The 21,406-nt window shown below is 57.9% G+C and carries 24 protein-coding genes; 12 read left to right on the top strand and 12 right to left on the bottom strand.

Features of this window, described 5'->3' with window-relative positions:
- Positions 1–67: 67 nt before the first annotated feature.
- From MWU49_RS12075 to pilG, 5 genes are read right to left on the bottom strand one after another with little or no spacing between them, the layout of a single operon-like run.
- Positions 68–946 carry a CheR family methyltransferase gene (locus tag MWU49_RS12075; protein WP_246972630.1) on the bottom strand — a complete coding sequence of 293 codons (879 nt, stop codon included), beginning with the start codon at positions 944–946 and terminating at the stop codon, positions 68–70.
- Positions 947–977: 31 nt separating this feature from the next.
- A complete protein-coding gene (locus MWU49_RS12070) occupies positions 978–3,008 on the bottom strand; it encodes a methyl-accepting chemotaxis protein (protein ID WP_246972628.1) in 2,031 nt (676 codons plus the stop codon).
- Between the two features lie 59 nt (positions 3,009–3,067).
- Positions 3,068–3,616, bottom strand: coding sequence for a chemotaxis protein CheW (locus tag MWU49_RS12065; RefSeq protein ID WP_246972625.1), 549 nt, complete (start codon positions 3,614–3,616; stop codon positions 3,068–3,070).
- Between the two features lie 17 nt (positions 3,617–3,633).
- Positions 3,634–4,002, bottom strand: coding sequence for a twitching motility response regulator PilH (gene pilH, locus MWU49_RS12060; RefSeq protein WP_246972622.1), 369 nt, complete (start codon positions 4,000–4,002; stop codon positions 3,634–3,636).
- 32 nt (positions 4,003–4,034) lie between these two features.
- Positions 4,035–4,418: a twitching motility response regulator PilG gene (pilG, locus tag MWU49_RS12055; RefSeq protein WP_246972619.1), complete on the bottom strand. Its 384-nt coding sequence runs from the start codon at positions 4,416–4,418 to the stop codon at positions 4,035–4,037.
- A gap of 254 nt (positions 4,419–4,672) precedes the next feature.
- Here pilG and gshB point away from each other — a divergent pair, with 254 nt between their 5' ends.
- From gshB to MWU49_RS12025, 6 genes are all read left to right on the top strand, one after another.
- Complete coding sequence (gshB, locus tag MWU49_RS12050) at positions 4,673–5,626, top strand: glutathione synthase (RefSeq protein WP_246972611.1); 954 nt, start codon at positions 4,673–4,675, stop codon at positions 5,624–5,626.
- Between the two features lie 250 nt (positions 5,627–5,876).
- Entirely contained in the window at positions 5,877–6,752 is an 876-nt protein-coding gene (locus MWU49_RS12045) for a TonB family protein (RefSeq protein WP_246972609.1), read from the top strand.
- A gap of 310 nt (positions 6,753–7,062) precedes the next feature.
- Positions 7,063–7,623, top strand: a complete 561-nt coding sequence (locus tag MWU49_RS12040; protein ID WP_246972606.1) for a YqgE/AlgH family protein — start codon at positions 7,063–7,065, stop codon at positions 7,621–7,623.
- A gap of 172 nt (positions 7,624–7,795) precedes the next feature.
- Positions 7,796–8,197, top strand: coding sequence for a Holliday junction resolvase RuvX (gene ruvX / locus MWU49_RS12035; RefSeq protein WP_348646703.1), 402 nt, complete (start codon positions 7,796–7,798; stop codon positions 8,195–8,197).
- 9 nt (positions 8,198–8,206) lie between these two features.
- Positions 8,207–9,589: a hypothetical protein gene (locus tag MWU49_RS12030; RefSeq protein WP_246972603.1), complete on the top strand. Its 1,383-nt coding sequence runs from the start codon at positions 8,207–8,209 to the stop codon at positions 9,587–9,589.
- Positions 9,590–9,713: 124 nt separating this feature from the next.
- The gene (locus tag MWU49_RS12025; RefSeq protein ID WP_246972600.1) at positions 9,714–10,001 is read left to right on the top strand and encodes a hypothetical protein; all 288 of its coding nucleotides are present in this window, start codon (positions 9,714–9,716) and stop codon (positions 9,999–10,001) included.
- A gap of 178 nt (positions 10,002–10,179) precedes the next feature.
- Here MWU49_RS12025 and MWU49_RS12020 read toward each other — a convergent pair whose 3' ends face one another.
- Both MWU49_RS12020 and MWU49_RS12015 read right to left on the bottom strand, forming a co-directional pair.
- Complete coding sequence (locus tag MWU49_RS12020; RefSeq protein WP_246972597.1) at positions 10,180–10,767, bottom strand: YceI family protein; 588 nt, start codon at positions 10,765–10,767, stop codon at positions 10,180–10,182.
- 32 nt (positions 10,768–10,799) lie between these two features.
- Positions 10,800–11,363 carry a cytochrome b gene (locus MWU49_RS12015; RefSeq protein WP_246972595.1) on the bottom strand — a complete coding sequence of 188 codons (564 nt, stop codon included), beginning with the start codon at positions 11,361–11,363 and terminating at the stop codon, positions 10,800–10,802.
- Positions 11,364–12,296: 933 nt separating this feature from the next.
- Here MWU49_RS12015 and pyrR point away from each other — a divergent pair.
- The 3 genes from pyrR to MWU49_RS12000 are packed head-to-tail and all read left to right on the top strand — an operon-like array spanning position 12,297 to position 15,071.
- Complete coding sequence (pyrR, locus tag MWU49_RS12010; protein ID WP_246972593.1) at positions 12,297–12,806, top strand: bifunctional pyr operon transcriptional regulator/uracil phosphoribosyltransferase PyrR; 510 nt, start codon at positions 12,297–12,299, stop codon at positions 12,804–12,806.
- On the top strand, positions 12,803–13,801 hold the full coding sequence (locus tag MWU49_RS12005; RefSeq protein WP_246972591.1) for an aspartate carbamoyltransferase catalytic subunit: 999 nt from the start codon (positions 12,803–12,805) through the stop codon (positions 13,799–13,801). The genes pyrR and MWU49_RS12005 overlap by 4 nt, the downstream gene beginning before the upstream one ends.
- Positions 13,791–15,071, top strand: a complete 1,281-nt coding sequence (locus MWU49_RS12000; protein ID WP_246972589.1) for a dihydroorotase — start codon at positions 13,791–13,793, stop codon at positions 15,069–15,071. Before MWU49_RS12005 ends, MWU49_RS12000 begins: the two co-directional genes overlap by 11 nt.
- Before the next feature lie 218 nt (positions 15,072–15,289).
- Here MWU49_RS12000 and dsbG read toward each other — a convergent pair whose 3' ends face one another.
- Genes dsbG through MWU49_RS11980 form a run of 4 tightly spaced genes read right to left on the bottom strand, consistent with a single transcriptional unit; the run spans position 15,290 to position 18,164 of the window.
- Positions 15,290–15,841 carry a thiol:disulfide interchange protein DsbG gene (gene dsbG, locus MWU49_RS11995; protein ID WP_246972587.1) on the bottom strand — a complete coding sequence of 184 codons (552 nt, stop codon included), beginning with the start codon at positions 15,839–15,841 and terminating at the stop codon, positions 15,290–15,292.
- Entirely contained in the window at positions 15,838–16,656 is an 819-nt protein-coding gene (locus tag MWU49_RS11990; protein WP_246972584.1) for a TlpA disulfide reductase family protein, read from the bottom strand. The genes dsbG and MWU49_RS11990 overlap by 4 nt, the downstream gene beginning before the upstream one ends.
- A gap of 47 nt (positions 16,657–16,703) precedes the next feature.
- Complete coding sequence (locus tag MWU49_RS11985; protein ID WP_246972581.1) at positions 16,704–17,216, bottom strand: DUF4136 domain-containing protein; 513 nt, start codon at positions 17,214–17,216, stop codon at positions 16,704–16,706.
- 45 nt (positions 17,217–17,261) lie between these two features.
- Positions 17,262–18,164, bottom strand: coding sequence for a LysR family transcriptional regulator (locus tag MWU49_RS11980; protein ID WP_246972578.1), 903 nt, complete (start codon positions 18,162–18,164; stop codon positions 17,262–17,264).
- A gap of 129 nt (positions 18,165–18,293) precedes the next feature.
- Between MWU49_RS11980 and MWU49_RS11975 the strand changes: the two genes are divergently transcribed.
- The 3 genes from MWU49_RS11975 to MWU49_RS11965 all read left to right on the top strand — a co-directional run bounded on the left by MWU49_RS11975 (position 18,294) and on the right by MWU49_RS11965 (position 21,000).
- Positions 18,294–18,881, top strand: a complete 588-nt coding sequence (locus MWU49_RS11975) for an NAD(P)H-dependent oxidoreductase (RefSeq protein ID WP_246972576.1) — start codon at positions 18,294–18,296, stop codon at positions 18,879–18,881.
- Between the two features lie 168 nt (positions 18,882–19,049).
- Positions 19,050–20,054 carry a glutathione S-transferase family protein gene (locus MWU49_RS11970; RefSeq protein ID WP_246972567.1) on the top strand — a complete coding sequence of 335 codons (1,005 nt, stop codon included), beginning with the start codon at positions 19,050–19,052 and terminating at the stop codon, positions 20,052–20,054.
- A gap of 100 nt (positions 20,055–20,154) precedes the next feature.
- Positions 20,155–21,000: a pirin family protein gene (locus tag MWU49_RS11965; protein ID WP_246972564.1), complete on the top strand. Its 846-nt coding sequence runs from the start codon at positions 20,155–20,157 to the stop codon at positions 20,998–21,000.
- A gap of 124 nt (positions 21,001–21,124) precedes the next feature.
- On the opposite strand, the gene MWU49_RS11960 is transcribed toward MWU49_RS11965, so the two are convergent.
- Positions 21,125–21,283 carry a YqaE/Pmp3 family membrane protein gene (locus MWU49_RS11960; protein WP_153498813.1) on the bottom strand — a complete coding sequence of 53 codons (159 nt, stop codon included), beginning with the start codon at positions 21,281–21,283 and terminating at the stop codon, positions 21,125–21,127.
- Positions 21,284–21,406: the final 123 nt, after the last annotated feature.

Below are 21,406 nucleotides of genomic sequence, written 5' to 3'. Positions count from 1 at the left end.
CTGGCAGGTGCTACAGGGCATTGTTGTTCTCGCGAGCCGCTTGTTGCGTGCAGCATGTTGCGTTCTTCTATTTCACGCGTCGGAATGCCAGCGTGTCGGCAAAATGCACCCGCTCCAGATCTGGGTGCTGCCAGTCGGTGACTTCGCCGGGGCCCAGTACCATCATGCCCCCGAGAGCCAGCCGCTCCGCCAGACGGTTAACAATCTGGCGTTTTCGCCAGCGGCGAAAGTAAATCAGCATGTTCTGACAAAAGATCAAATCCATGTTGTTCATGGGCGCATTGCCCAGGTCGAGCACATTGAGGCGGGCGAAACAGATGTGTTGCTTCAGTTCCGGTGCCACCATTACGGTCTGCCCGCTTTCCCCGGGCATGAAGTACTTTTCCCGCAATACCGGGTCCACCTGCAGGGCGCGTCGGGCCGCATATTCCCCTTTACGGGCCTTGGCCAGGGTGGGCAGGCTGATGTCGGTAGCAGTAATGCCGTAGAACATCTTGCGGCTGTTATCCGCCAGCTGCTCGTTGATCAGCATGGCCAGTGAGTAGGCTTCCTCGCCGGTGGAGCAGCCCACGCTCCAGACATCCAGATTGGCGCCCTCCGGCTGTTCAGCCACAAAGCCCTGGACGTACTCCTCCACCAGGGCATAGGAGCTCTGATGACGGAAAAAGCTGGTTTCCTGAACGGTGAGCCGATCCACCAGGATGGACCATTCCATGGCCCGGGATTCGGTGGTGCCCACCATCAGGTGTTCGTAATAGGTCTCGTATTCCTCGAAGCCCAGCTCGCGCATGCGGATGCTCAAGCTGGTCTCCAGGAAACTCTTGCGCGCATCGGACAGGGTCATGCCGGTACGATCTTCCAGTAGTGCCTGCCACAGCTGGAATTGCTCCGCATCCATGGCGGGCGTGCTTCTGATGGACCATCGGTCTGTCATTGCCACACCCATCTCCCTGTATCCCTAGCCGGCGCAGGCCGGATCAGGAATGCTCCGGCAGACGGAAGCCGGCAACGGAATTACGCATTTCCTGAGCCATCTCGGCGAGGTTACCAATGGACCGCGCAGTGGCGGTGGTACCGGCAGAGGTCTGAGAAGTAATTTCCTGGATCACGTTCATGGTGTTGGAAATGTGACCCGCGGAAGCCGCCTGCTGACGCGCCGCGTTGGAAATGTTCTGGATCAGGTCCGCCAAGGTTTTCGATACGTTCTCAATTTCTTCCAGTGCCACACCAGCGTCCTGCGCCAGGCGGGCCCCTTTCACTACCTCAGCGGTGGTCGCCTCCATGGAGATTACCGCTTCGTTGGTATCGGTCTGAATCGTCTTAACCAGGGTCTCGATCTGCTTGGTCGCAGCGGCGGAACGTTCCGCCAGTCGCTGTACTTCATCCGCAACCACCGCGAAGCCGCGGCCCGCTTCACCCGCCATGGACGCCTGAATCGCGGCGTTCAAGGCGAGGATGTTGGTCTGGTCAGCAATGTCGTTAATCAGGGATACGATGTCACCAATCTCCTGGGAGGATTCACCCAGACGCTTGATCCGCTTGGAGGTTTCCTGAATCTGTTCGCGGATGGTGTCCATGCCGTGGATGGTTGCCTGTACCACTTCGGCGCCCTTGTTGGCAATGGCTACCGCTCGTTCCGCTACCGCCGCCGATTCGGAGGCGTTGGCAGATACCTGGTCAATGGAGACCGCCATTTCGTTCACAGCGGCAGACGCCCCGGCAATTTCCTGGGCCTGATGCTCGGAGGCCTCGGCCAGATGCATCGCCGTGGACTGGGTTTCCTGGGCGGCCGATGCCACCTGTACCGCCGAGTTGTTGATGGTCTGTACCAGGCTGCGCAGCTGGTCAATGGAGTAGTTGATGGAGTCAGCGATGGCACCGGTGAAGTCCTCGGTTACCGTCGCCTGTACGGTCAGGTCACCGTCAGCCAGGTCGCCCAGTTCGTCGAGCAGACGCAGAATCGCGGCCTGGTTTCGCTGGTTCTCACTTTCCAGTTCGTCTTTCTTCTTGGCTTCCTGACGGTTCCGCTGGGCCATGATCAGGAAGAACAGCAATATCGCAATGGCGCCACACAGTGCCCCGAGGCCTACCGAGGGGAACAGGCTACCGGTGGAGCTTTCGAACTGCAGGTTGAGGTTGGTGGATTCCTGCAGCAGATCCTGAGAGCGGCGGAAGATGGTGTCAGCCGCGTTCCGCACCTGGAACAGTTCCGGGGCGGTTTCCAGGATCTCATCCACGGACTGGTTTACGAATTCGTCAAACAGGTCGGCAATCTCGGCCAGGTAATCCAGGGCGTCCGGGTCGTTCACCTGGTCGATGCCCATGGCGCTGTCGCCTTCGATCATGCCATTCATGACACGGCCGAACTGGCTGGCGTCACGGCCGAAGGAGTCCGCCGCGATGACCGCACCGTCGCCCCCTTCCAGTACTTTGGAGATAGATCGCACGATACGCTCGGCCAGCCAGGATTGGCGCTGCGCAAAGGCGATCTGCTCCGGATCGGCGCCGGTCATTACCAGAATTTCCACAACGCCTTCGTATTCGGCCTGGAGGGCAGGAATGGTCTGGGCCAGGGTGTCTGCCACTTCGTGCAGATCCAGAACCGTATCTTCCCCTTTCAGAATGGTACCGGTGTTCTGGTCAACCTCTTTCCAGAGGGTTTCCAGACGCTGGATCACCTGGGGATCGGCGACTTTTTCGTCCTTCACCTGATCCCAGGCTTCCTGGAAGCTCTTGCGGGAATTGTCCAGCAGCTCGAAGGCGTCGGCGTTACCCGCCGCGGCTTCAAGGGAGTTCTTGGCAATCTGCTGGGAGACAACGCGCATTTCCGAGGCAAAGGTAATGTTTTCCTGGGCCTGGTTCGCGGTGGTCGCAGAGAGAAGGAAGTTGACCAGTGCCAGTACGATAAAGATGGCAAGGCCGAAATACAGTGCAATATTCAGCGAATTGCCGCCGCTGCTCGCACCCCCCCGCAGTTTTTCAACAAATGCTCCCGGATTGAACTTCATAGTCTGGCTCCTGGCCTGGCGTTCACTCTTCTTATGTACCCCACGTACGCGTTCTGCGGTCAGCCGGTTCGGGCTACCTGCATGAAACGCGGGTCCTCTGCCAGCCGGGACAGGCTGAACACGGACCAGTACTCCCCGTCGCGCCGATAGGCCCCGCGCACATAACCTGTGACGCTGGGATCACTGACTGGCAGTGATTCGACAAACTCATCAATAGGGAAATGCTGCATCCCCATTACCTCATCAACGGTCAGGCCGGTGTAGAGGTCGTCCTGATCCAGTACCAGCAGCCGGCGGCGCTTTTCCTGAATCGGTGAACTTTTTTCCAGAAAGCCGCTGAGATCCATCACGGTCATCAAGCGGCCCCGTACGTTGGCGATACCTTTCATCCAGCTTTGTGCGCCGGGAATCCGGGTATAAGCCGGCACCGTGAGGATTTCGGAAACCTCATCCAGCGGTGCCACGTATTTCTTGCCATCGAGCACAAAGCCCACGCCACTCCAATAGCTGACCGCATCCTGCTGCATGGGCAGGTCTTTGGCCTGCTCCCGGCAACGCTGATGGTATTCGGCAAGCTTGATGTAGGCGGCGGAGGCGCTAGCGCTCATTCATGGCTCCTTGCAGTTCAGCTGTCGGCCAGCAGGCGGTCGACGGTTTGCAGGAGCAGATCTTCATCCACCGGCTTGGTCAGGTAGTCCTTGGCGCCCTGGCGTTTGCCCCAGACACGGTCAGTCTCCTGATCCTTGGTGGTAACGATCACGATGGGAATATGTGCGGTGTCCGGCCCCTTGGTCAGCTGGCGAGTGGCCTGGAAGCCATTCAGGCCCGGCATCACCACGTCCATGAGCACCAGTTCTGGCAGTTCGGAGCGGGCCGTAGCCACGCCGTCGGCACCGTTGGCGGCCTCGATTACCTCGTGGCCATGCTTTTCCAGAATCTCCCGCAACTTGTAGGTTTCGGTGGGAGAGTCATCAACAATCAGAATTCGAGCCATTTTTTCCTCTATCCGGTCAGCATGCGTGCTGCCTAACCTGCCATGTGCTGGCGAATGGCGCCGAGCAGTTCGTCCTTGGAGAACGGTTTGGTCAGGTATTCATCAGAACCCACGATTCGTCCCTTGGCCTTGTCGAACAGGCCATCCTTGGAGGACAGCATGATCACAGGGGTGGACTTGAAGGCACTGTTGTTCTTGATAAGCGCACAGGTCTGATACCCATCCAGTCGCGGCATCATGATGTCCACGAAGATGATATTGGGCTTGGTATCGGCGATTTTGGCCAAGGCGTCGAAGCCATCAGTGGCGGTGATCACTTCACAACCTGCTTTTTTCAACAAGGTTTCCGCGGTCCGACGAATCGTTTTTGAGTCGTCGATAACCATCACCTTGAGGTCTTGGAAATTGTCAGTCATGGAAACTGCCTTTAACCGTGAACCGTAATTGGCCGCAACTTGTTGTAATTTTTGGCCTTTCTAATAATACGATGGGCGGGGCCTGTGGCGGTGTCAGCCCAAGGAAAGTTTTTAACACAGATTCTACAATCAATCTATAAGGCCCTATGAAACTTGGGAAAACTCCTCCGCGCCAGGCGGAGGTTTCCCGCGTGGCGATCCCCTGCCGGCGCTGCTAATATTGCCCGGCCCACCCCTATGTCTGTGGAGATCCCATGAGCCTGAAAATCGGCGTGGTGATGGACCCCATCGCCAAGATCAAACCCTGGAAAGACAGTACTTTCGCCATGATGCTGGAGGCCCAGCGACGAGGCTGGTCGCTCTATTACATGGAGCCAGGTGATCTCTACGTGCGCGATGGTCGCAGCTTTGCGGCCACACGGGCAGTCACAGTGACCGACAATAACGACGATTGGTACCGTCTGGCCGATACCGTGAACCAGGACCTGGCCGATTTTGACATTATCCTCATGCGCCAGGATCCGCCGTTCAACACGGAATACATCTACGCCACCTATCTGCTGGAGAAAGCAGAGCGGGAAGGTGTGCTGGTGGTAAACCGCCCCGGCAGTGTGCGTGACAGCAATGAAAAGCTGTTCGCCACGGACTTTCCCCAGTGCTGCACCCCGACCCTGGTGTCCAGCCAGGCCGGCCTGTTGCGGGATTTTGTACGGGAGTTCGATGACACTGTCATGAAGCCCCTGGACGGTATGGGCGGCAGCAACATCTTCCGGGTGCGCAAGGACAGCCCGAATATCTCGGTGGTGATCGAAGTGCTGACCCAGCACGGCAAGACCCCGATCATGGCGCAGCGTTACGTGCCGGAGATCAAGGATGGGGACAAGCGCATCCTGATGATCAATGGTGAGCCCGTGCCGTATGCGTTGGCACGGATCCCCAAAGAGGGTGAATTGCGGGGTAATCTGGCGGCCGGTGGCACCGGTCAGGGACGGGAATTGACCGATCGCGATCGCTGGATCTGCGAACAGGTAGGTCCCACCCTGAAGCGCAAGGGACTATATTTCGTGGGGCTGGACGTGATTGGTGATTATCTCACCGAGATCAACGTGACCAGCCCCACCTGCATCCGTGAGCTGGATGCGATATTTGATATCAACATTGCGGGGCAGCTGTTCGATGCCTTGCTGGCGGTACGGGACGAGTCCTGACCGCCTCTACCGTAGGAGCCCTGCGTGCCCTTCAGGGTATGCCTGCAGGCGATAAGAAGTAACGAAAAGAAAGTAACGAGTCACGAGAAGCGAGTTTCGAAAGGCAAAACCGGGTGCCGGGAAGGTCAGGTTTTCGCAACTCGTGACTCGAAACTCGCTTTCACCAGCGTATTCTCATGTGATGGTATGCCCGGGGCACGGAGAGTACCCTCGGAAAAAACACAATAAGCAGTAGTGAAAAGAAGAATTCATGGCAGCCAATTCACCCGTCAGTGCTTCAGATCGCCTTACCTTTACCGTGTTTCTGGCGCTGGCCTTCCACGGCATCCTGATCTTCGGGGTTAATTTCGCCCCGGAAAAGCAGCGCGCCGCGCCACACACCCTGGAGGTGACCCTGTCCCAGTTCCGCAGCGATGAGGAGCCGGACGAGGCGGATTTTATTGCCCAGAGCAACCAGCAGGGCTCCGGGGATCTGGCCGAAAAGCAGGAGCTAACCACCACCGAGCAGGCCGACTTTGCCGACAGCAAGCTGGAAAACGTCCAGCTCAAGGAAAAGACCACCCTGCAGCAGCGTGATCGTCAGTCGCAGTTGCTGGTAATCACCACCGCCCGGGAAAGTGAGCAGAAGGTACAGGCCGAACAAAAGGAAAAGACTGAGCAGAAGCCGCTCAAGGTGGCCAAGCAGGAGAATCTGCTCGACATGAGCCAGCAGATCGCCAGCCTGCAGGCCCGTCTGGCCGAGCAGAAGCAGGCGTATGCCAAGCGCCCGCGCATTCGCCGTCTCACCTCGGTGTCCGCCAAGGCTCACTACGAGGCCCAGTACATTGATACCTTCCGCCGCGAAGTGGAAACCATGGGCACACGCAACTTCCCGGCCCAGGCCCTGAACAGCAATACCTTCGGAGCCGTGCGCCTGTTGGTGGCGATCCAGAAGGACGGCTCACTCAAGGAAGTGCGCGTGCTGAAGTCCTCCGGCCACAAGTTCCTCGACCAGGCGGCCATCCAGAGCGTGCGCATGGCGGCGCCGTTTGACAACTTCACCCCGGAAATGCGCAAGCATATGGATGTGCTGGAAATCATCCGCACCTGGAAATTCGACAGCAGCCGCAAGGTGTCGTCGAAATAACGCAGCACGCTTCACGCTTCACGCAACACGCCAGAACCGAAGCCGCCGTAGGAGAGCCAACTTGTTGGCCGAACCCGGGCCCTGGCGAGAAAATGGCGTAACGGCAGAGGCAAGCTTCAAGCTACAAGCTGCAACGCGAAGCCAGGGCGGAGCGGATTGCCAGATTGGCACTCCGCGTTGAAATGTCCAAAGACCGGAACATGGCGGCGGCGCGGCCCATGCGTTTGAGGAATGGCTCCAGATCCTTCCCCGCGTTGCAGCTTGTAGCTTGAAGCTTGCAGCTCTCCCCCCGTCCCCCGATACTGTGCCCATGGACAACACAAGCCTGAAACACCAGTTGCTGGTGGCCATGCCGCAGATGGCCGACCCCAACTTCGAACATTCCGTCACCTATGTCGTTGAGCACAGCAGCGAGGGCGCCATGGGCCTGACCCTCAATCGCCCCGTGCAGATCAGTCTCGGCGACATTCTTGCTGACATGGATATCGAGATCGAAGTGCCGCCGTCCGAGCGACATCGGGTGGTGGCCGGTGGTCCGGTGCAGCAGGAAGCCGGGTTCATCATTCATGCGGCGTCCACGCACTGGGATTCCAGCATCCTGCTCAGCGATGGCCTGATGCTCACCACCAGCCGTGACATCCTCGAAGCCATCGCCGTGGGCGAAGGCCCGGAACAGTCCCTGGTGTGTCTCGGCTACGCCGGCTGGGAAGCCGGCCAGCTGGAACAGGAACTGGTAGACAATGCCTGGCTCAGCACCCCAGCCAGCCGCGAACTGGTCCTCGACACCCCCTTCGAACAATCCTGGCACGCCGCCGCCGCGCGTATCGGCGTGGACATCAACCTGATTGCGGGTCAGGCGGGGCACAGCTAAAAACAGTTAATAGTGAATAGTTAACAGTGAACAGTTACGCGGGATTAGTTGGTTCTTTCTTCAAGGTGGCAGGCCGCGCCCGGAGTTTGTACGCGGCGGATATGCTTTCAAAAACACCATTAGCTTGTCGCGTCGCTGTTCACTATTCACTGTTAACTGTTCACTGCCCCTCATGATTCTCGCCTTCGACTACGGCACCCAGAAAATCGGTGTGGCCAGCGGTAATGAGCTGCTGGGCACTGCCTCTCCGCTGAAAGCCCTGCCCTGCAAAAACACCCAGCCCAATTGGGATGACATTGCCGCCCTGTTGAAAGAATGGCAGCCGGAGGCGCTGGTGGTGGGCTTGCCGTTGAACATGGACGGGACGGAAAGTGAATCCACGGCCCGCGCCAAGAAATTTGCCGGCCGCTTGAAAGGCCGTTTCGGAATGAAAGTCTGGCTGGTGGATGAGCGCCTCAGCACCCGGGAAGCGCGTGAGCGTACCGGTATTCAGAAGGCTGATCCGCGGGTGGATTCCATGGCAGCGGTGATTATTGCTGAAGGCTTTTTAGCCGGTGATGCACAGTGTTTTTGATGAAAAAATGTGGGTCTCGTTTTGCATAATACAAGAAGCTTTAAATTTTTAGTCTCTCCTTTGGTCTTTATGTTTATGGCTGTAGGGTGTGGTGGTGGTGGCAATAATAGCGGTGCATCAGGCTCCTATGAGCCCGTCCCTGCCACAGTTGAGTATCGCGAAGGTGGTGTTGTCAAAGGGATGCAGGTCTTTGATTACGGTACAAGCAATATGGTGCGTTCTCGCTTTGTCGTTGGCCCAGGCAGCGATGGTCAATGGAATACCCTGGATGATGTGCGTAAAGGTGGGCTGACCTGTAAGTATCAACAAGCGGATAACCCTGTTCCGCCAGCATTGCTGTCAGTAGTGCAGAATATGGGTACCAATGGGGATGGGAGTTTTGCGCTCCGGCAGTTGGGTCTGGAGAGCGATGGTCGGATTTCTATTTGTCCTTTTCTGCCAGGCAAGCAGTTGGTAAAAGAAGAGGTGCTCTGTAAAGGTGATTTTTGCCCGGCGAGATATCAGTTTGGCTACAGCATAACCATTAAAAATATCCCCGGTGAAGATGGTTGGTCGCAGACTCAGCATGTGGTTTTTTATGATGACAATGACCTGATTACTAGCGCCCCTCCTTTTCCTTCCCATATACAGACTACGACCCTTACCGGCGATGCGGAAACCGGGTTTGAGTTTCTTGTTACGGTAGATCCTTCCCCGGAATATTCAGATAGCGTTAGCCCGGTTGGGGCTTTTTGGTATGCGGGTAACGGTTACCAGAAAAAAGTTGTGCAGTGGCTGCCGGGTGAGCTTGAGAGTCGGATGGTGATGGACCGCTATGGTGAAAATGAAAGCTATGTAGATACTCGGTACCGCACCATGACGTGGCTTCCTGAAAAGGGTGAGCTGCTGGATAGTGATGCCAGCCAGAATCCGCCAGCGCTATACCCGCTTATGCGGCTTTATAAGTTTGATGAGGAAGGAAGACCTGCTGGGGAAGTGGTTCTTATGACCGGTGAGGATAATGCCTGGTTTACTGCTGACGATGCGGTATATGGGTTTCCGGAGTTTATTTATGATGAAGGCGGCTTGCTTAAGGAAATGAAAGATCCCGAGGGTAATACCGCAAGATCCTTTGATTATCAGGAGGGTCAATTGATCAGCGATATTGCTGTATTTGGAGAAAAACGAAGGGAATATCGTCATCTAAGTGGGAAAATCAAAAAAGTGAATTTGATTGCTTCTGATCCTGAAAAAGGGGTTGTTGAGCAGCGGATCACATTTCGGGATGACATCCCGGGTGTGGTTACTTTTATTCCGGATCGTCGCTTGCCGAGAGATGAAGAGGGAAGGTTCCTCGATCCGCTGATACCCAAAGAGAAAGACGAGATTATGCATCTGGCGCACCCCTTCTGATTGCTGGCCCCCTTCCGCAGGAATAAAAACCACCTCGGCACCTGGGTCGGGCGCAGGCCCTGCTTCTGAGAAATGGGAGGCCTGACCCTCGTTGCGTTGTTCGTAATTTATAGGCGTTACAACAGTGATTAATATATTGATTGCATTAATGTTTTTTTGTTTTGGCATTTTCCTAATTTATGCTGCCCTCATCATTAATAGCGTTACAAAATGCCTGGATGAGGAAATGTCATTCTGGAGGGTTTGGCATTTGACAGGAAAAATGACAGCGCTTGGAGCGATTTTGGTCCATGAAAAAAGCATAAAGGATCAAAAGTTGCTTATTGACGCGCATATAAAAATTAAGCGGGGAGTTATGATTTTTACAGGTTTCTTGCTCATTGTTTCGGTGGTTTCAACAGAAGTTCTATAAATGAATCTGAAGAAATCGAAGCGTTATTGGAGGGTGAATGAGCGTATTGAATGGGGCTAGGTCTTGCATTCTGGATATCGATGAAAGAATGTCATTATCCCGCATCGACGAACTAAGACTAATTGAGTCGTAGGGCGGAAATGGGCGTGAGCCCATCTCCGCCGTAACACAAACGCAATTACTTCTTGATACCTTCCACCGAAATAATAATGTCTACGGTTTCAGAGGCCGGGCCCAGATTCTTGGTGATGCCGAAGTCTGCCAGTTTCAGGCTGGTGCTGGCTTCCAGGCCCATGCGGTAGCCGCCCCACGGGTCGTCACCGTAACCAATCATTTTCGCGTCCAGTGTCACCGGCTTGGTGACACCGTGCAGGGTGAAGTTGCCGGTGATTTTGGCGGTGTCGTCGCCGGTCTGTTCGATGCTGGTGCTCTTGAAGGTGGCGGTGGGGTACTTGTCTACGTCCAGGAAGTCATCGCTGCGCAGGTGCTTGTCACGCTCGGCGTGGTTGGAGTCCACGCTGGCGGTCTGGATGGTGGCTTCTACCTTGCTGTTTTCCGGGTTGTCGGCATCCACGGTGAAGGTGCCGTTGAAATCATTGAAGCGACCATACAGCCAGCTGTAACCCAGGTGGGAAATCTTGAACATCACAAACTGGTGGGCGCCCTGCTTGTCGAACTGGTAGGTGCCTGCCGGTTCGGCAAAGGCCATGTTGCTGAGCAGCAGCGCGGCGGCAGCAATGCCGGTTTTTTTCATCAGGTTCATCATGGTGTCTTTCCTCAAGGGTTACAGGTGCATGTTCAAGGGGTTTGACGGGGTGACAGGCCCAGCATGCGGCGCAGGGTGTCATCCCGATCGAGAAAGTGGTGTTTTAGTGCCGCCAGGCCGTGCAGGCTGGCGAGGATGATGATGCTCCAGACCGCGATTTCGTGGATGTCGCCGGCGGTGTCTTCCAGGCCGGATTGATGACCGGTGATGGAGGGCACAGCAAACCAGTCGAACACGGAGACCGATGAGCCATCAGCACTGCTGATCAGATAGCCGCTGACCATGGCGATGAACAACAGGGCGTAGAGTGCCCAATGGGCCAGATGCGCCAGAATCACTTCCCAGCGCTGGTGGCTGGGCAGGGCTGAGGGAGGCGGCGAAAGCAGGCGCCAGGCGAGCCGGAACAGCATGGTCATAAACAGCAGGATGCCGATGCTGCGATGCAGGTCAGGACCTTTGCGATACCAGGCATCGTAATAGCCCAGATCCACCATCCACAGTCCGAGCGCAAACAGACTGAGCACGGTGGCGGCCACCAGCCAGTGCAGGCTGATGCTGAGCCATCCATAGCGTTGTTTGTCGTTGCGCAGCGGCATTCCGGATCCCTTGTTTATGCCCGTCACAATTTAGAGTCGCAGCGACCGGACAAGTTTCATCACTGTACAAAACTTACAGCGAGGGCCGGGATGACTCCCATCCCAAAAAACTGAAAGGTTTGATCGGATTGTTTGGTAAAGAGCGTAGCTGACTGTTGTGGGAGCGTGCCTGCACGCGATGGGGGTATCGTAGAAGATTGGTCTCCAGTGAGATTCGGTGTGGAGGTCATGGCCTGATCGCCCTGCGGTCGATTCCGCGCTGACGCGCGGTTCGCACCTCGAGAGATACTCCTACAGTCAGCACAAAAAGGCGCTTCTGGAATCCTTACCTCGCTTAGGCTCGGATCGCGAGCAGGCTCGCTCCTACAGCGGCTTCGTAGAAACCGCTAATTGAGGACATGCATGCCCCCCCGCCTTCACTCGCTTAGCCATGAAAACGTACCAATGCCATCAGCAAGTAGCTTCCCCGTTAGAGTGAGTCGAGGAACGGAGCCCTGTGACGGCGTAGAGCAAAAAACCTGTCTGAGCGGAGCGAGTCTTTTTTGCGTCCGTCACAGGGCGAGTACCGGAGTGTGCCTGCGGAGCAGGCCGAACGGAGTCGGGGTGGCGGGGAGTCCAGAGGGGGAGCCAGTTCCCCCTTTGGGCCCGTCCGGCGAGGACAAGCACGTATCATGGTGCGATGGCATCTCAGCAGATGCGGAGTCACCCAGGTGGGGACCACAATCACCGCAGGTTCGCACTTCACCGAGCGGAGGAATGCCTGCAAGGCGGCCCCGAAGGGGTGCGCGAAGCGAATAACTGGTGTACCTACAGCTGCCAGATCAAACGCGAGATGTGCCTGAGAGGCTTTATTCTTGGCACAACAGACGCCATGCTTGGTGTTTCGCCATGCGAGCATGGCGCCTACCGTGGAATGATGACTGGAGAACAGCCTTGAGCTGGGACGAACAACAATTGCAGACCCATCTGCAGGCCATGGCCGCAGCCCTGGATGAGCGCTTTGCCGATCAATCGCCGGTGCTGGTGGGGATCGAATCCGGTGGTGCCTGGGTTGCCGAGGCCCTGAACAGCAAGCTGGCGGCACCGTTGTCGCTGGGCACACTGAATCCGGCCTTCTACCGGGATGACTTCGATACCCGCGGTCTCAAGGCCACGGTGACGCCGTCGAAGCTGCCTTTCGAGATCGATGGCAAGCATATCGTGCTGGTGGATGATGTGCTGATGACTGGCCGGACCATCCGCGCGGCCATGAACGAGCTGTTCGATTTTGGTCGGCCAGCCTCCATCACTCTGGTGGTGCTGTTCGACATCGGCCACCGGGAATTGCCGATTCGTGCCGATATTTGTGGCGAAACTTTGGCATTGCCCCCCCATCAGCGGGTAGAATTACGCGGGCCCGCCCCCCTTGTGGCGGAGATACGAGACACAAGGCCTGAAGAATGACGCTCGCGCCATCCTCCCGCGTACAACTGACCGACGACGGCAAGCTCCGTCACTTCCTCACTACTGAGCACCTTCCCCGTTCCCTTCTGGAAGACATTCTCGACACCGCCGCCAGCTTTGTGGACGTGGGTGGCCGGTCGATCAAGAAGGTGCCGCTGCTGCGCGGCAAGACGGTGGTGAACCTGTTCTTCGAATCCAGTACCCGCACCCGCAGCACCTTCGAGCTGGCGGCCCAGCGTCTCAGTGCGGACGTGCTCAATCTGGATATCGCCAAATCGGCCACCAGCAAGGGCGAGACCCTGCTGGATACCCTGCGTAACCTGGAAGCCATGGCGGCGGACATGTTTGTGGTGCGCCACCAGGACTCCGGGGCGCCGTTCTTCATTGCCAATGAAGTGACCCCCAACGTGGCGGTGATCAACGCCGGTGACGGGCGCCACGCCCACCCCACCCAGGCCATGCTCGACATGTACACCATCCGTCACTACAAGGGCGGCTTCGAGGGGCTCAAGGTGGCCATCGTGGGTGACATCCTGCACTCGCGGGTGGCTCGCTCCCAGGTCCATGCCCTCAATACCCTGGGCGCCGGGGAAGTGCGATTGATTGCGCCGAAGACCCTGTTGCCGGTGGATGCCGAGGCGCTGGGTGCCACTGTCTTTACTGACATGGCCCACGGCCTGAAAGACGTGGATGTGGTGATCATGCTGCGCCTTCAGAAAGAGCGTATGGATTCCGCCCTGCTGCCCAGCGAAGGCGAGTTCTTCCGCCTTTACGGGCTCAACAACGAAAAACTGCAATACGCCAAAGAGGACGCCATCGTGATGCACCCGGGTCCCATCAACCGCGGTGTGGAGATCGCCTCGGAAGTGGCCGATGGCCCCCGCTCGGTGATCCTCAATCAGGTGACCTTCGGCATTGCCGTGCGCATGGCGGTGATGTCCATGGCCATCAGCGGCCAGGACAGCGCTCCGGCGGGAGGTGCTCATGGCAGCTAAGGCCCATATCCTGATTCGCAAGGGCCGGGTGATCGACCCGGCCTCCGGCCGCGACGACGTGGCCGACCTGCTGATCGAAAACGGCAGACTGGTGCGCATTGGTGCCAGCCTGGATGCCCCCGGCGCGGACATCATCGAAGCGGAAGGCCACTGGGTGCTGCCGGGGTTGGTGGATGCCTGTGTGCATTTGTCCCTGCCTGGCAGTGGCCGTACCGGTGACATTACCAGCGAGACCCGTGCGGCGGCGGCCGGCGGTATCACCCACATGGCCGCGCAGCCGGATTGTGGTCCGGTGGATTCTACTGCGGTGGTGCGGCTGATTCGTGAGCAGGCTGGTCAGGCCGGGTTCGCCCGTATCCTGCCTATCGCGGCCATGACCCAGGGCCTGAAAGGTGAGCAGCTGGCGGAAATGGCCACCCTGGCCAAGGCCGGTTGTATTGCCGTGGGCAATGCCGGAGGCAAGGTAGCTGATGCCCTGGTGCTGAAGCGTTGTCTGGAATACGCCGCCACCTTCGATATGCCGGTGATGTTCCGTCCCCAGGATGCGGCCCTGAGTGCCGGTGGCTGTGCCCACGAGGGGCCGGTGGCCACCCGCCTCGGCCTGCCGGGCATTCCGGCAGTGGCTGAAAGCGTGGACCTGTCCCGCGACCTGCTGCTGGTGGAGGCCACGGGCGTGCGCGCCCACTTCCAGCAGATTTCCAGCCGTGACTCCCTGCGCCTGCTGCGCGCGGCCAAGAAGCGCGGCCTGCCGGTGACGGCGGACGTGAGTATCCAGCACCTGTTGCTGGACGAATCCGCACTGGAAGGCTTCAACAGCCACTGCCATGTGATTCCGCCGCTGCGCAGTAGCGACGATCGCGAGGCTCTGCTGGAAGCGGTGGCAGATGGCACCATCGATGCCATCTGTTCCCAGCACACCCCGATTGGTTCCTCCAGCAAGGCCGCCCCGTTCCCGGCCACCAAGCCGGGTATGGCCGGGGTGGATACCCTGCTGTCACTGGTGCTGGGTCTGGTGGACGAAGGCAAACTGGATCTGGCGCGGGCGCTGGACGCGGTCACTGCCGCCCCGGCCCGCTGCCTCGGCATCCAGGCCGGCCAGCTGGAAACCGGCCGTCCGGCCAGCCTCTGCGTGCTGGATGCCAGCGCCGAAAAAGACTACGCCGAACACTGGCTCTCCGCCGGCAGCAACTCCCCCTGGCGCCGCAGCGTGCTCAAGGGCAGCGTCAAGCTGACGGTGTGTCAGGGGAAGGTGAGTTGGCTAACCGACTAGCAGTTAACAGTTAACAGTTAACAGTGAATAGTGAACAGCTCGCGATAGCGGGCTTCTGTTCCCGCAAAGCATTGGACCGCGGCAATCGCACTACAACACTGCCGGCGTTAGTTAACTGATCCCAACAAAAAGGCCGCACCCTGATCCTGGCGCGGCCTCCTGCCTTTCAGTAATCCCAATGCGCTACCGCGCACTGTTCACTATTCACTGTTAACTGTTCACTGAAGTCGAAACACTTTCTCCCGCAAATCCCCCTCACTGATTACCCCTGACGCGCTGTACCACTTGCCGCTGCGGCCGGGGTAGAACAGGGTCGGGGTGCCGCGCAGGCCGAGGGTGATCATCAGGCCGGTGTTGCTGTGGATCTGGCTGCGTACTGCCGGCGGCACCGGTTCCAGTGGGCGGATGCCGCCCTGCTGGAATTGCGTTTCGTGACGCGCCAGGGCATCGGCCGGGTTGCGGGCGGCGAGCACGGCGGCGCCCTGGGTGAAACTGCGTTTCGGGTGAATCAGGCCGACGATGATATGGCGTACCTGCAGGGTGTTGTCGGGGTCGTTCACCATCGGCTGCATGTTCTGCCACAGGCTTGCACAGTACGGGCAGGCCATGTCAGTGAACAGGTAGGCTACCCGCTCGGGCTTTTTCGGCCCCTCTGCCACCCACTGGCTCGCCTCAAGGCGTTCCAGCAAGGCATCCATGTCGGGTTCGCTGCTGGCCTGAGCCAGTAATGGCAGCAACAACAACATCAGCAGCAGGCGAGCAGGGGTCATCGAATGTCTCCGGGCAGATGGGGCAGGATAAAGTGATGCAGGCTGGCGGCGGACAGTGGTCCGAAGTGGCGCGCCAGTTCGTTGCCGTTGGCATCTACCAATAGTGTCAATGGCAGGCCGCTGCTGCCGGCATACTGGCCTAGCAGGGTCTGGGGGTCCATTAGCAAAAAATTGAATTGTAGCCCCTGCTCGGTCAGATAGCGGCGTACCAGGTCAGTTTCTTCGCCCTGATTGGCCAGTAGCACGCGTAGCTCGGGGTAACGTTGCTGGGCGGCCTGCAGTACCGGCATTTCCCGCCGGCAGGGTGGGCACCAGCTGGCCCACAGGTTGATCAGGGTAAGTTGGCCGGTGGTGAGGCTGTGCAGGCTGGCAGGCTCACCCTGCAGATTGTAGAGCGTAACGTCGGGAAGGGGCGCTGACGGCGAGCGCAAGGTCAGCAGCACGCCGGTGACCAGGGTGGCGCTGGCTACGGAAGCGCCCAGTGCGGTCAGCAGCCCAGGCCGCTGCTGCGGTCTTTTCCACAGCCACCAGCCCATGACGGGCAAAGCCAGCAGGACGCCGGGCCACCACCAGCCACCATCACGCACATCCAGCATGGCTCCCAAGCCGTCATACTGATCCTGATAGCGCCACAGGAAGGCCAGGCGCGCGCCCAGCAGGCCGCTCAGCGCGGTCAGCCAGAGAATCCCGTCACCCTGTTCTTCACGCTGGCGTTTTTGCCACCATTGCCAGGCCAGCAGGGCAGCGAACAGGGCAATCAGAGTGATAAAGGCGGGGGCAGGCAGGGCCAGGGGCCCGATGATTACGGCGTCCAAACGGGCTCCTAGGAAAAACAAGATATCGAGTTGAGTCGGCGCAGAGCTTACTGAAAGCGTTCGAACATGTCCTTCACGGCCTTATCGATGTGGGCCTGGCGCCGCTCACTGCTCATCTCGTCGTGTAGACGGTCACGACTGGTGGCCTGCCACACCACATTGTTGCTGGCCGGATCCACCAGTTGGACTACCAGTTTGAATTCCTCGGTCATTTCGCCTTCCACCGGGGTGGTGGCACCTACCGCGACATTGTTGAAGCCATAACCAAATCCGAACTGCATCACCGAGCCATCATAGCGTTGTTCGCGTTTGAAGAAATGGCGCACCTGAATATCTGCCTGCTCCGCTGCCGCTGGCGTCAGCCCCTTTTCCGCCAGGGCGGTTTCCAGTGCCTTGCGGGCCCGTTGATCGTCCAGGGCGCGCGGGGTGTCTTCATCCTGCTCAATGAAGGCGTAGGTCTGGTATCGACTCGGCGACACATCACCCTGCTGGTCGATCACCACCGGGCTGACGCAGGCGCTGAGCAACAGGCAGTTGAGTAACAGGATCAGTGATCGCATGGGGTTCTCCCTCTATCCAGTCGAAACATTATCGCCGGCGGGCAGTCAGGAAACCGTGACGCCGGAGCAGGGTTTGGCAGCAGCCTGACGAATCTGTTCCCCGAGAAAGCGGGCGGCCTGACCGGCGTACTGGCCATCAGCGTAGATCAGATGCAGATCCACAAAGCGTTCTACCCCCTCGCTGAGGGGCAGCACCTTGAGTTCGCCAGTGTCCAGGCTGTTGCCGATTTCCGCATCCGGCACCCAGGCAAAGCCCAGGCCGCGGCGAATAGCGGCGATCCGGGTGGAAGAATGGGACACCGTCCAGCGCTGCTCGGCCCCCAGCCAGCCGGCATCAATGCGGCGACTGCCGGAATCGCGAATCACGATCTGGCGATGCTGGCGGAGGTCCTCATGGGTCAGGCTTTCCGCCTGGTTGAGCGGGTGGTCCGCCGCTGCCACGGCAAGAAAGCGCACCCGCATCAGCGGCTCGCCAACAAAGCCCGGTGGAATCCGTGCGTTCACTACCACATCGGCTTCCTTGCGCAGCAGGGCCTCATCAGACCCGGACAGCACGGTCTCCACGTATTCGATCCGCGTCAGCGGACTTTGCTGGGCAAAGGCATCCAGCGCCGTGAGCATGCATTGCTGGGGGAACAGGGCATCCGCCGCCACCCGTACCAGCGGCTCCCAGCCCTGACTAAGCTGAATGGCGGTGCTCTCGATGCGTTCCGCTTCATCCACCAGAATCTTCGCCTGCCGATACAGCATCTGCCCGGTTTCCGTCAGCTTGGCCTTGCGGCCTTCCAGGGCAAAGGCGCGTACCCCCAGTTCAGTCTCGATCTTCTGCACCGCATAGCTGATGGCGGACTGGCTCTTGTCCAGTGCTTCTGCGGCATTGGCATAACCGCCTTCATCCACCACTGCGATCAGCGCTTGCCACTGATCCAGGGATATTTTGGCTGACATATCGAATTACCTGACCTAAACAAGCAAATTTACTCCGTTTTATATCGGTTAAACTGAAATCACAATAGCTTCATCGAATTAATACACCCCGGCCGCTCAGGTCGGCAGCACGTAGATGGAGCGAGTGTCATGAATATTCTGGTAATCAAAAGCAGTGTTTTCAGCGATGGCGGCAACTCCTCCACCCTGGTCAACGCCAAGGTCGAGGCCCTGAAAGCCGAGCATCCTGAGGCCACCATCGTGGAGCGAGATCTGGGCGCCAACCCGATTCCACATCTGGACGGCGACCGCGTCGGCGCTTTCTTTACCCCGGCAGACCAGCGCAGCGCCGAGCAGCAGCAGGTGGATGATTTCTCCATGACCCTGATCGACGAGCTGAAGGCAGCAGATCAGGTGGTGCTGGGCCTGCCCATGTACAACTTCGGCATCCCCAGCCAGCTGAAGAGCTGGATTGATCACGTGGCGCGGGCGGGCATCACCTTCCGCTATACGGAGAACGGCTCGATTGGCCTGATCGACGACAAACCAGTCACTGTTCTGGCTGCTCGCGGTGGTCTCTACGCCGGCACGGAGAATGATACGGTGACTCCGTACATCAAATTGTTCTTCAGCTTCGTGGGTATCACCGACCTGCACTTCGTATTCGCAGAAGGTCTGAACATGGGTGATGACATCAAGGCGAAGGCCCTGGAAGAAGCGAAGGCAGCGATTAGTTGAAGGTTCGTAGGGCGGAAATACCCGATAGGGTATCTCCGCCGAAAACGTCACGGCGGAGATTATTCACTGGCGTTCACCCCTGCGGGGCCAGCCTTCGGCTGTTCTGCGTTTTTCTTGTGGCTGACGCCAATTTCCGCCCTACGAAGCTGGCAACGAATGGAGTGAATCATGGGACTGTTGGTAGATGGCAAATGGCAGGACAAGTGGTACGACACCAAAAGCACCGGTGGTCGTTTCAAGCGTTCCGAAAGCCAGTTCCGCAACTGGATCACCGCCGATGGAGAGGCGGGTCCCAGCGGTACCGATGGCTTTGCTGCCGAAAGCGGGCGCTATCACCTGTATGTTTCCTATGCCTGCCCCTGGGCGCATCGCACCCTCATCGTGCGAGCACTGAAAGGATTGCAGGATCATATCGGTGTGTCCGTGGTGCATCCGCACATGCTGGAAAACGGCTGGGAACTGCGTGACGACTTTGACGATGCCACCGGTGATGACCTGTACGGATTTCAAAAACTCTATGAGTTGTACCTGAAAGCGGATGACAACTATAGCGGCCGTGTCACCGTGCCGGTGTTGTGGGACAAGCAACGGAAAACCATTGTCAGCAACGAGTCTGCTGAAATCATTCGCATGCTCAACACCAGCTTCGATGCACTGGGCGCAACGCCGGGTAACTATTATCCCGATACGCTGAAGGCAGAAATCGATGCCATCAACGAGCCGGTGTATCACGACGTCAACAACGGCGTGTACAAGAGTGGGTTTGCCACCAGTCAGGAAGCCTATGACGAAGCGGTGACGACGTTGTTTTCCCGTCTGGAAGAGCTGGAAAAGCGTCTTGGTGAACAGCGTTACCTGGTAGGTAACACGCTCACCGAAGCGGACATTCGTTTATGGACTACACTGGTACGTTTTGATCCGGTGTATGTCACTCACTTTAAATGTGACCGCAAACGGATCAGTGATTACCCGAATCTGCAGGGTTTTCTCAAGGATATTTACCAGCTGCCAGGGGTAGCAGAAACCGTGAATATGGCCCACATCCGCCATCACTATTTCTGCAGCCACCCGACGGTGAATCCCCATGGGATCATCTCCATCGGCCCGCAGCTGGATTGGCACACCCCTCACGATCGCGAGCGATTGGGGGAGCGAGAAATTATCAACCAGTAACGAGTTGCGAGTTGCGAGAAGCGAAAGGCAAAGACGTAGTGCTCATTTGATTTTCGAAACTCGGTACTCGCTTCTCGAAACTACTTATCAGGAGGTTCCCATGGAACGCACCATTCTCAATACGATTCGGGCTCTGGATACATCCGATGGCGCTGGCGTTCGTCTCAAGCGTGCGCTGGGATACAACCCGATGGTGCGCCTGGATCCGTTCCTGATGCTGGATGCATTCTCTTCGGATAATCCGGACGACTACATCGCCGGCTTCCCGGCCCACCCTCATCGCGGATTCGAGACCGTAACCTATCTGGTGGAAGGTCATATGCGCCACCGCGATCACCTGGGCAATGAAGGTGATCTCAAGCAGGGTGGCGTGCAGTGGATGACCGCCGGGCGCGGCATCATTCATGAAGAAATGCCACAACAGCAGGATGGTCTGCTGCGCGGCTTTCAGTTGTGGATCAACCTGCCGGCGGCAGAAAAAATGAAACCAGCTGGCTATAGGGATATTGCTGATACCGAGATGCCGAGGCTGGATCTGTCCACGGGTGGTCAGGTGAAGATCATTGCCGGGGAAGTGACCCTGGGTGATGAGGTGCTCATCGCGCCGGTAAAAGGTGGGGCAACGGATCCGTTGTATCTGGATGTGGTATTGCGTCCGGACGAAAGCCTGACGGTACCGGTCAAGACAGGTTATGGCAGTTTCCTGTATGTGTTCGAGGGCGAGCTGTTAGTGGCGGGTGAAACAGTATCCTGTGATCACCTTGCCACACTCACCGACGGTGATTCGGTCACCGTGCAGGCAGGAAAAAAGGGAGCACGATTACTGGTGCTGGCGGGAAAGCCTATTGGCGAGCCGATCGCGCAGTACGGTCCGTTTGTGATGAACACCCAGGACGAGATCAATCAGGCCCTGAGTGATTATCGCGATGGTACCCTGACAGCCTGATCTCAACGTATTGTGGGAGCGTGCTTGCACGTGAACGGGTTTGGTTGTTTCGTCATTTCGCGTGCAAGCACGCTCCCACAGCAGGAGACAGGAAAGGGGGCTGCACAAAGTTCAATCATGATGGCTAGCGAGAGGCGATCACCCACACCGCATGCACAATGCCCGGTAGATAGCCGAACAGGGTCAGCACGATATTGATCCAGAAATGTTTGCCCAGCCCTTCCTGAAGAAACACGCCCAGGGGAGGAAGCAGAATGGCAATCAGGATGCGTAACAGATCCATAAACAGGTCCTTGTTGGTTTTTATAGGTAAGCGGTGGCAGAAAATTGCCGTTCGCCCGATCAACTTCAGGTAATCATGGTTACCACGATCTGTCATTACTCAGACGTAAAAAGTGACAGGGTA

Source organism: Alcanivorax sp. S6407, from assembly GCF_023016115.1.
In the GTDB taxonomy this organism is placed as follows: domain Bacteria; phylum Pseudomonadota; class Gammaproteobacteria; order Pseudomonadales; family Alcanivoracaceae; genus Alcanivorax.
Note: the sequence above shows the minus strand (reverse complement) of the source record. Positions and strands in the feature narration are given on the sequence as shown.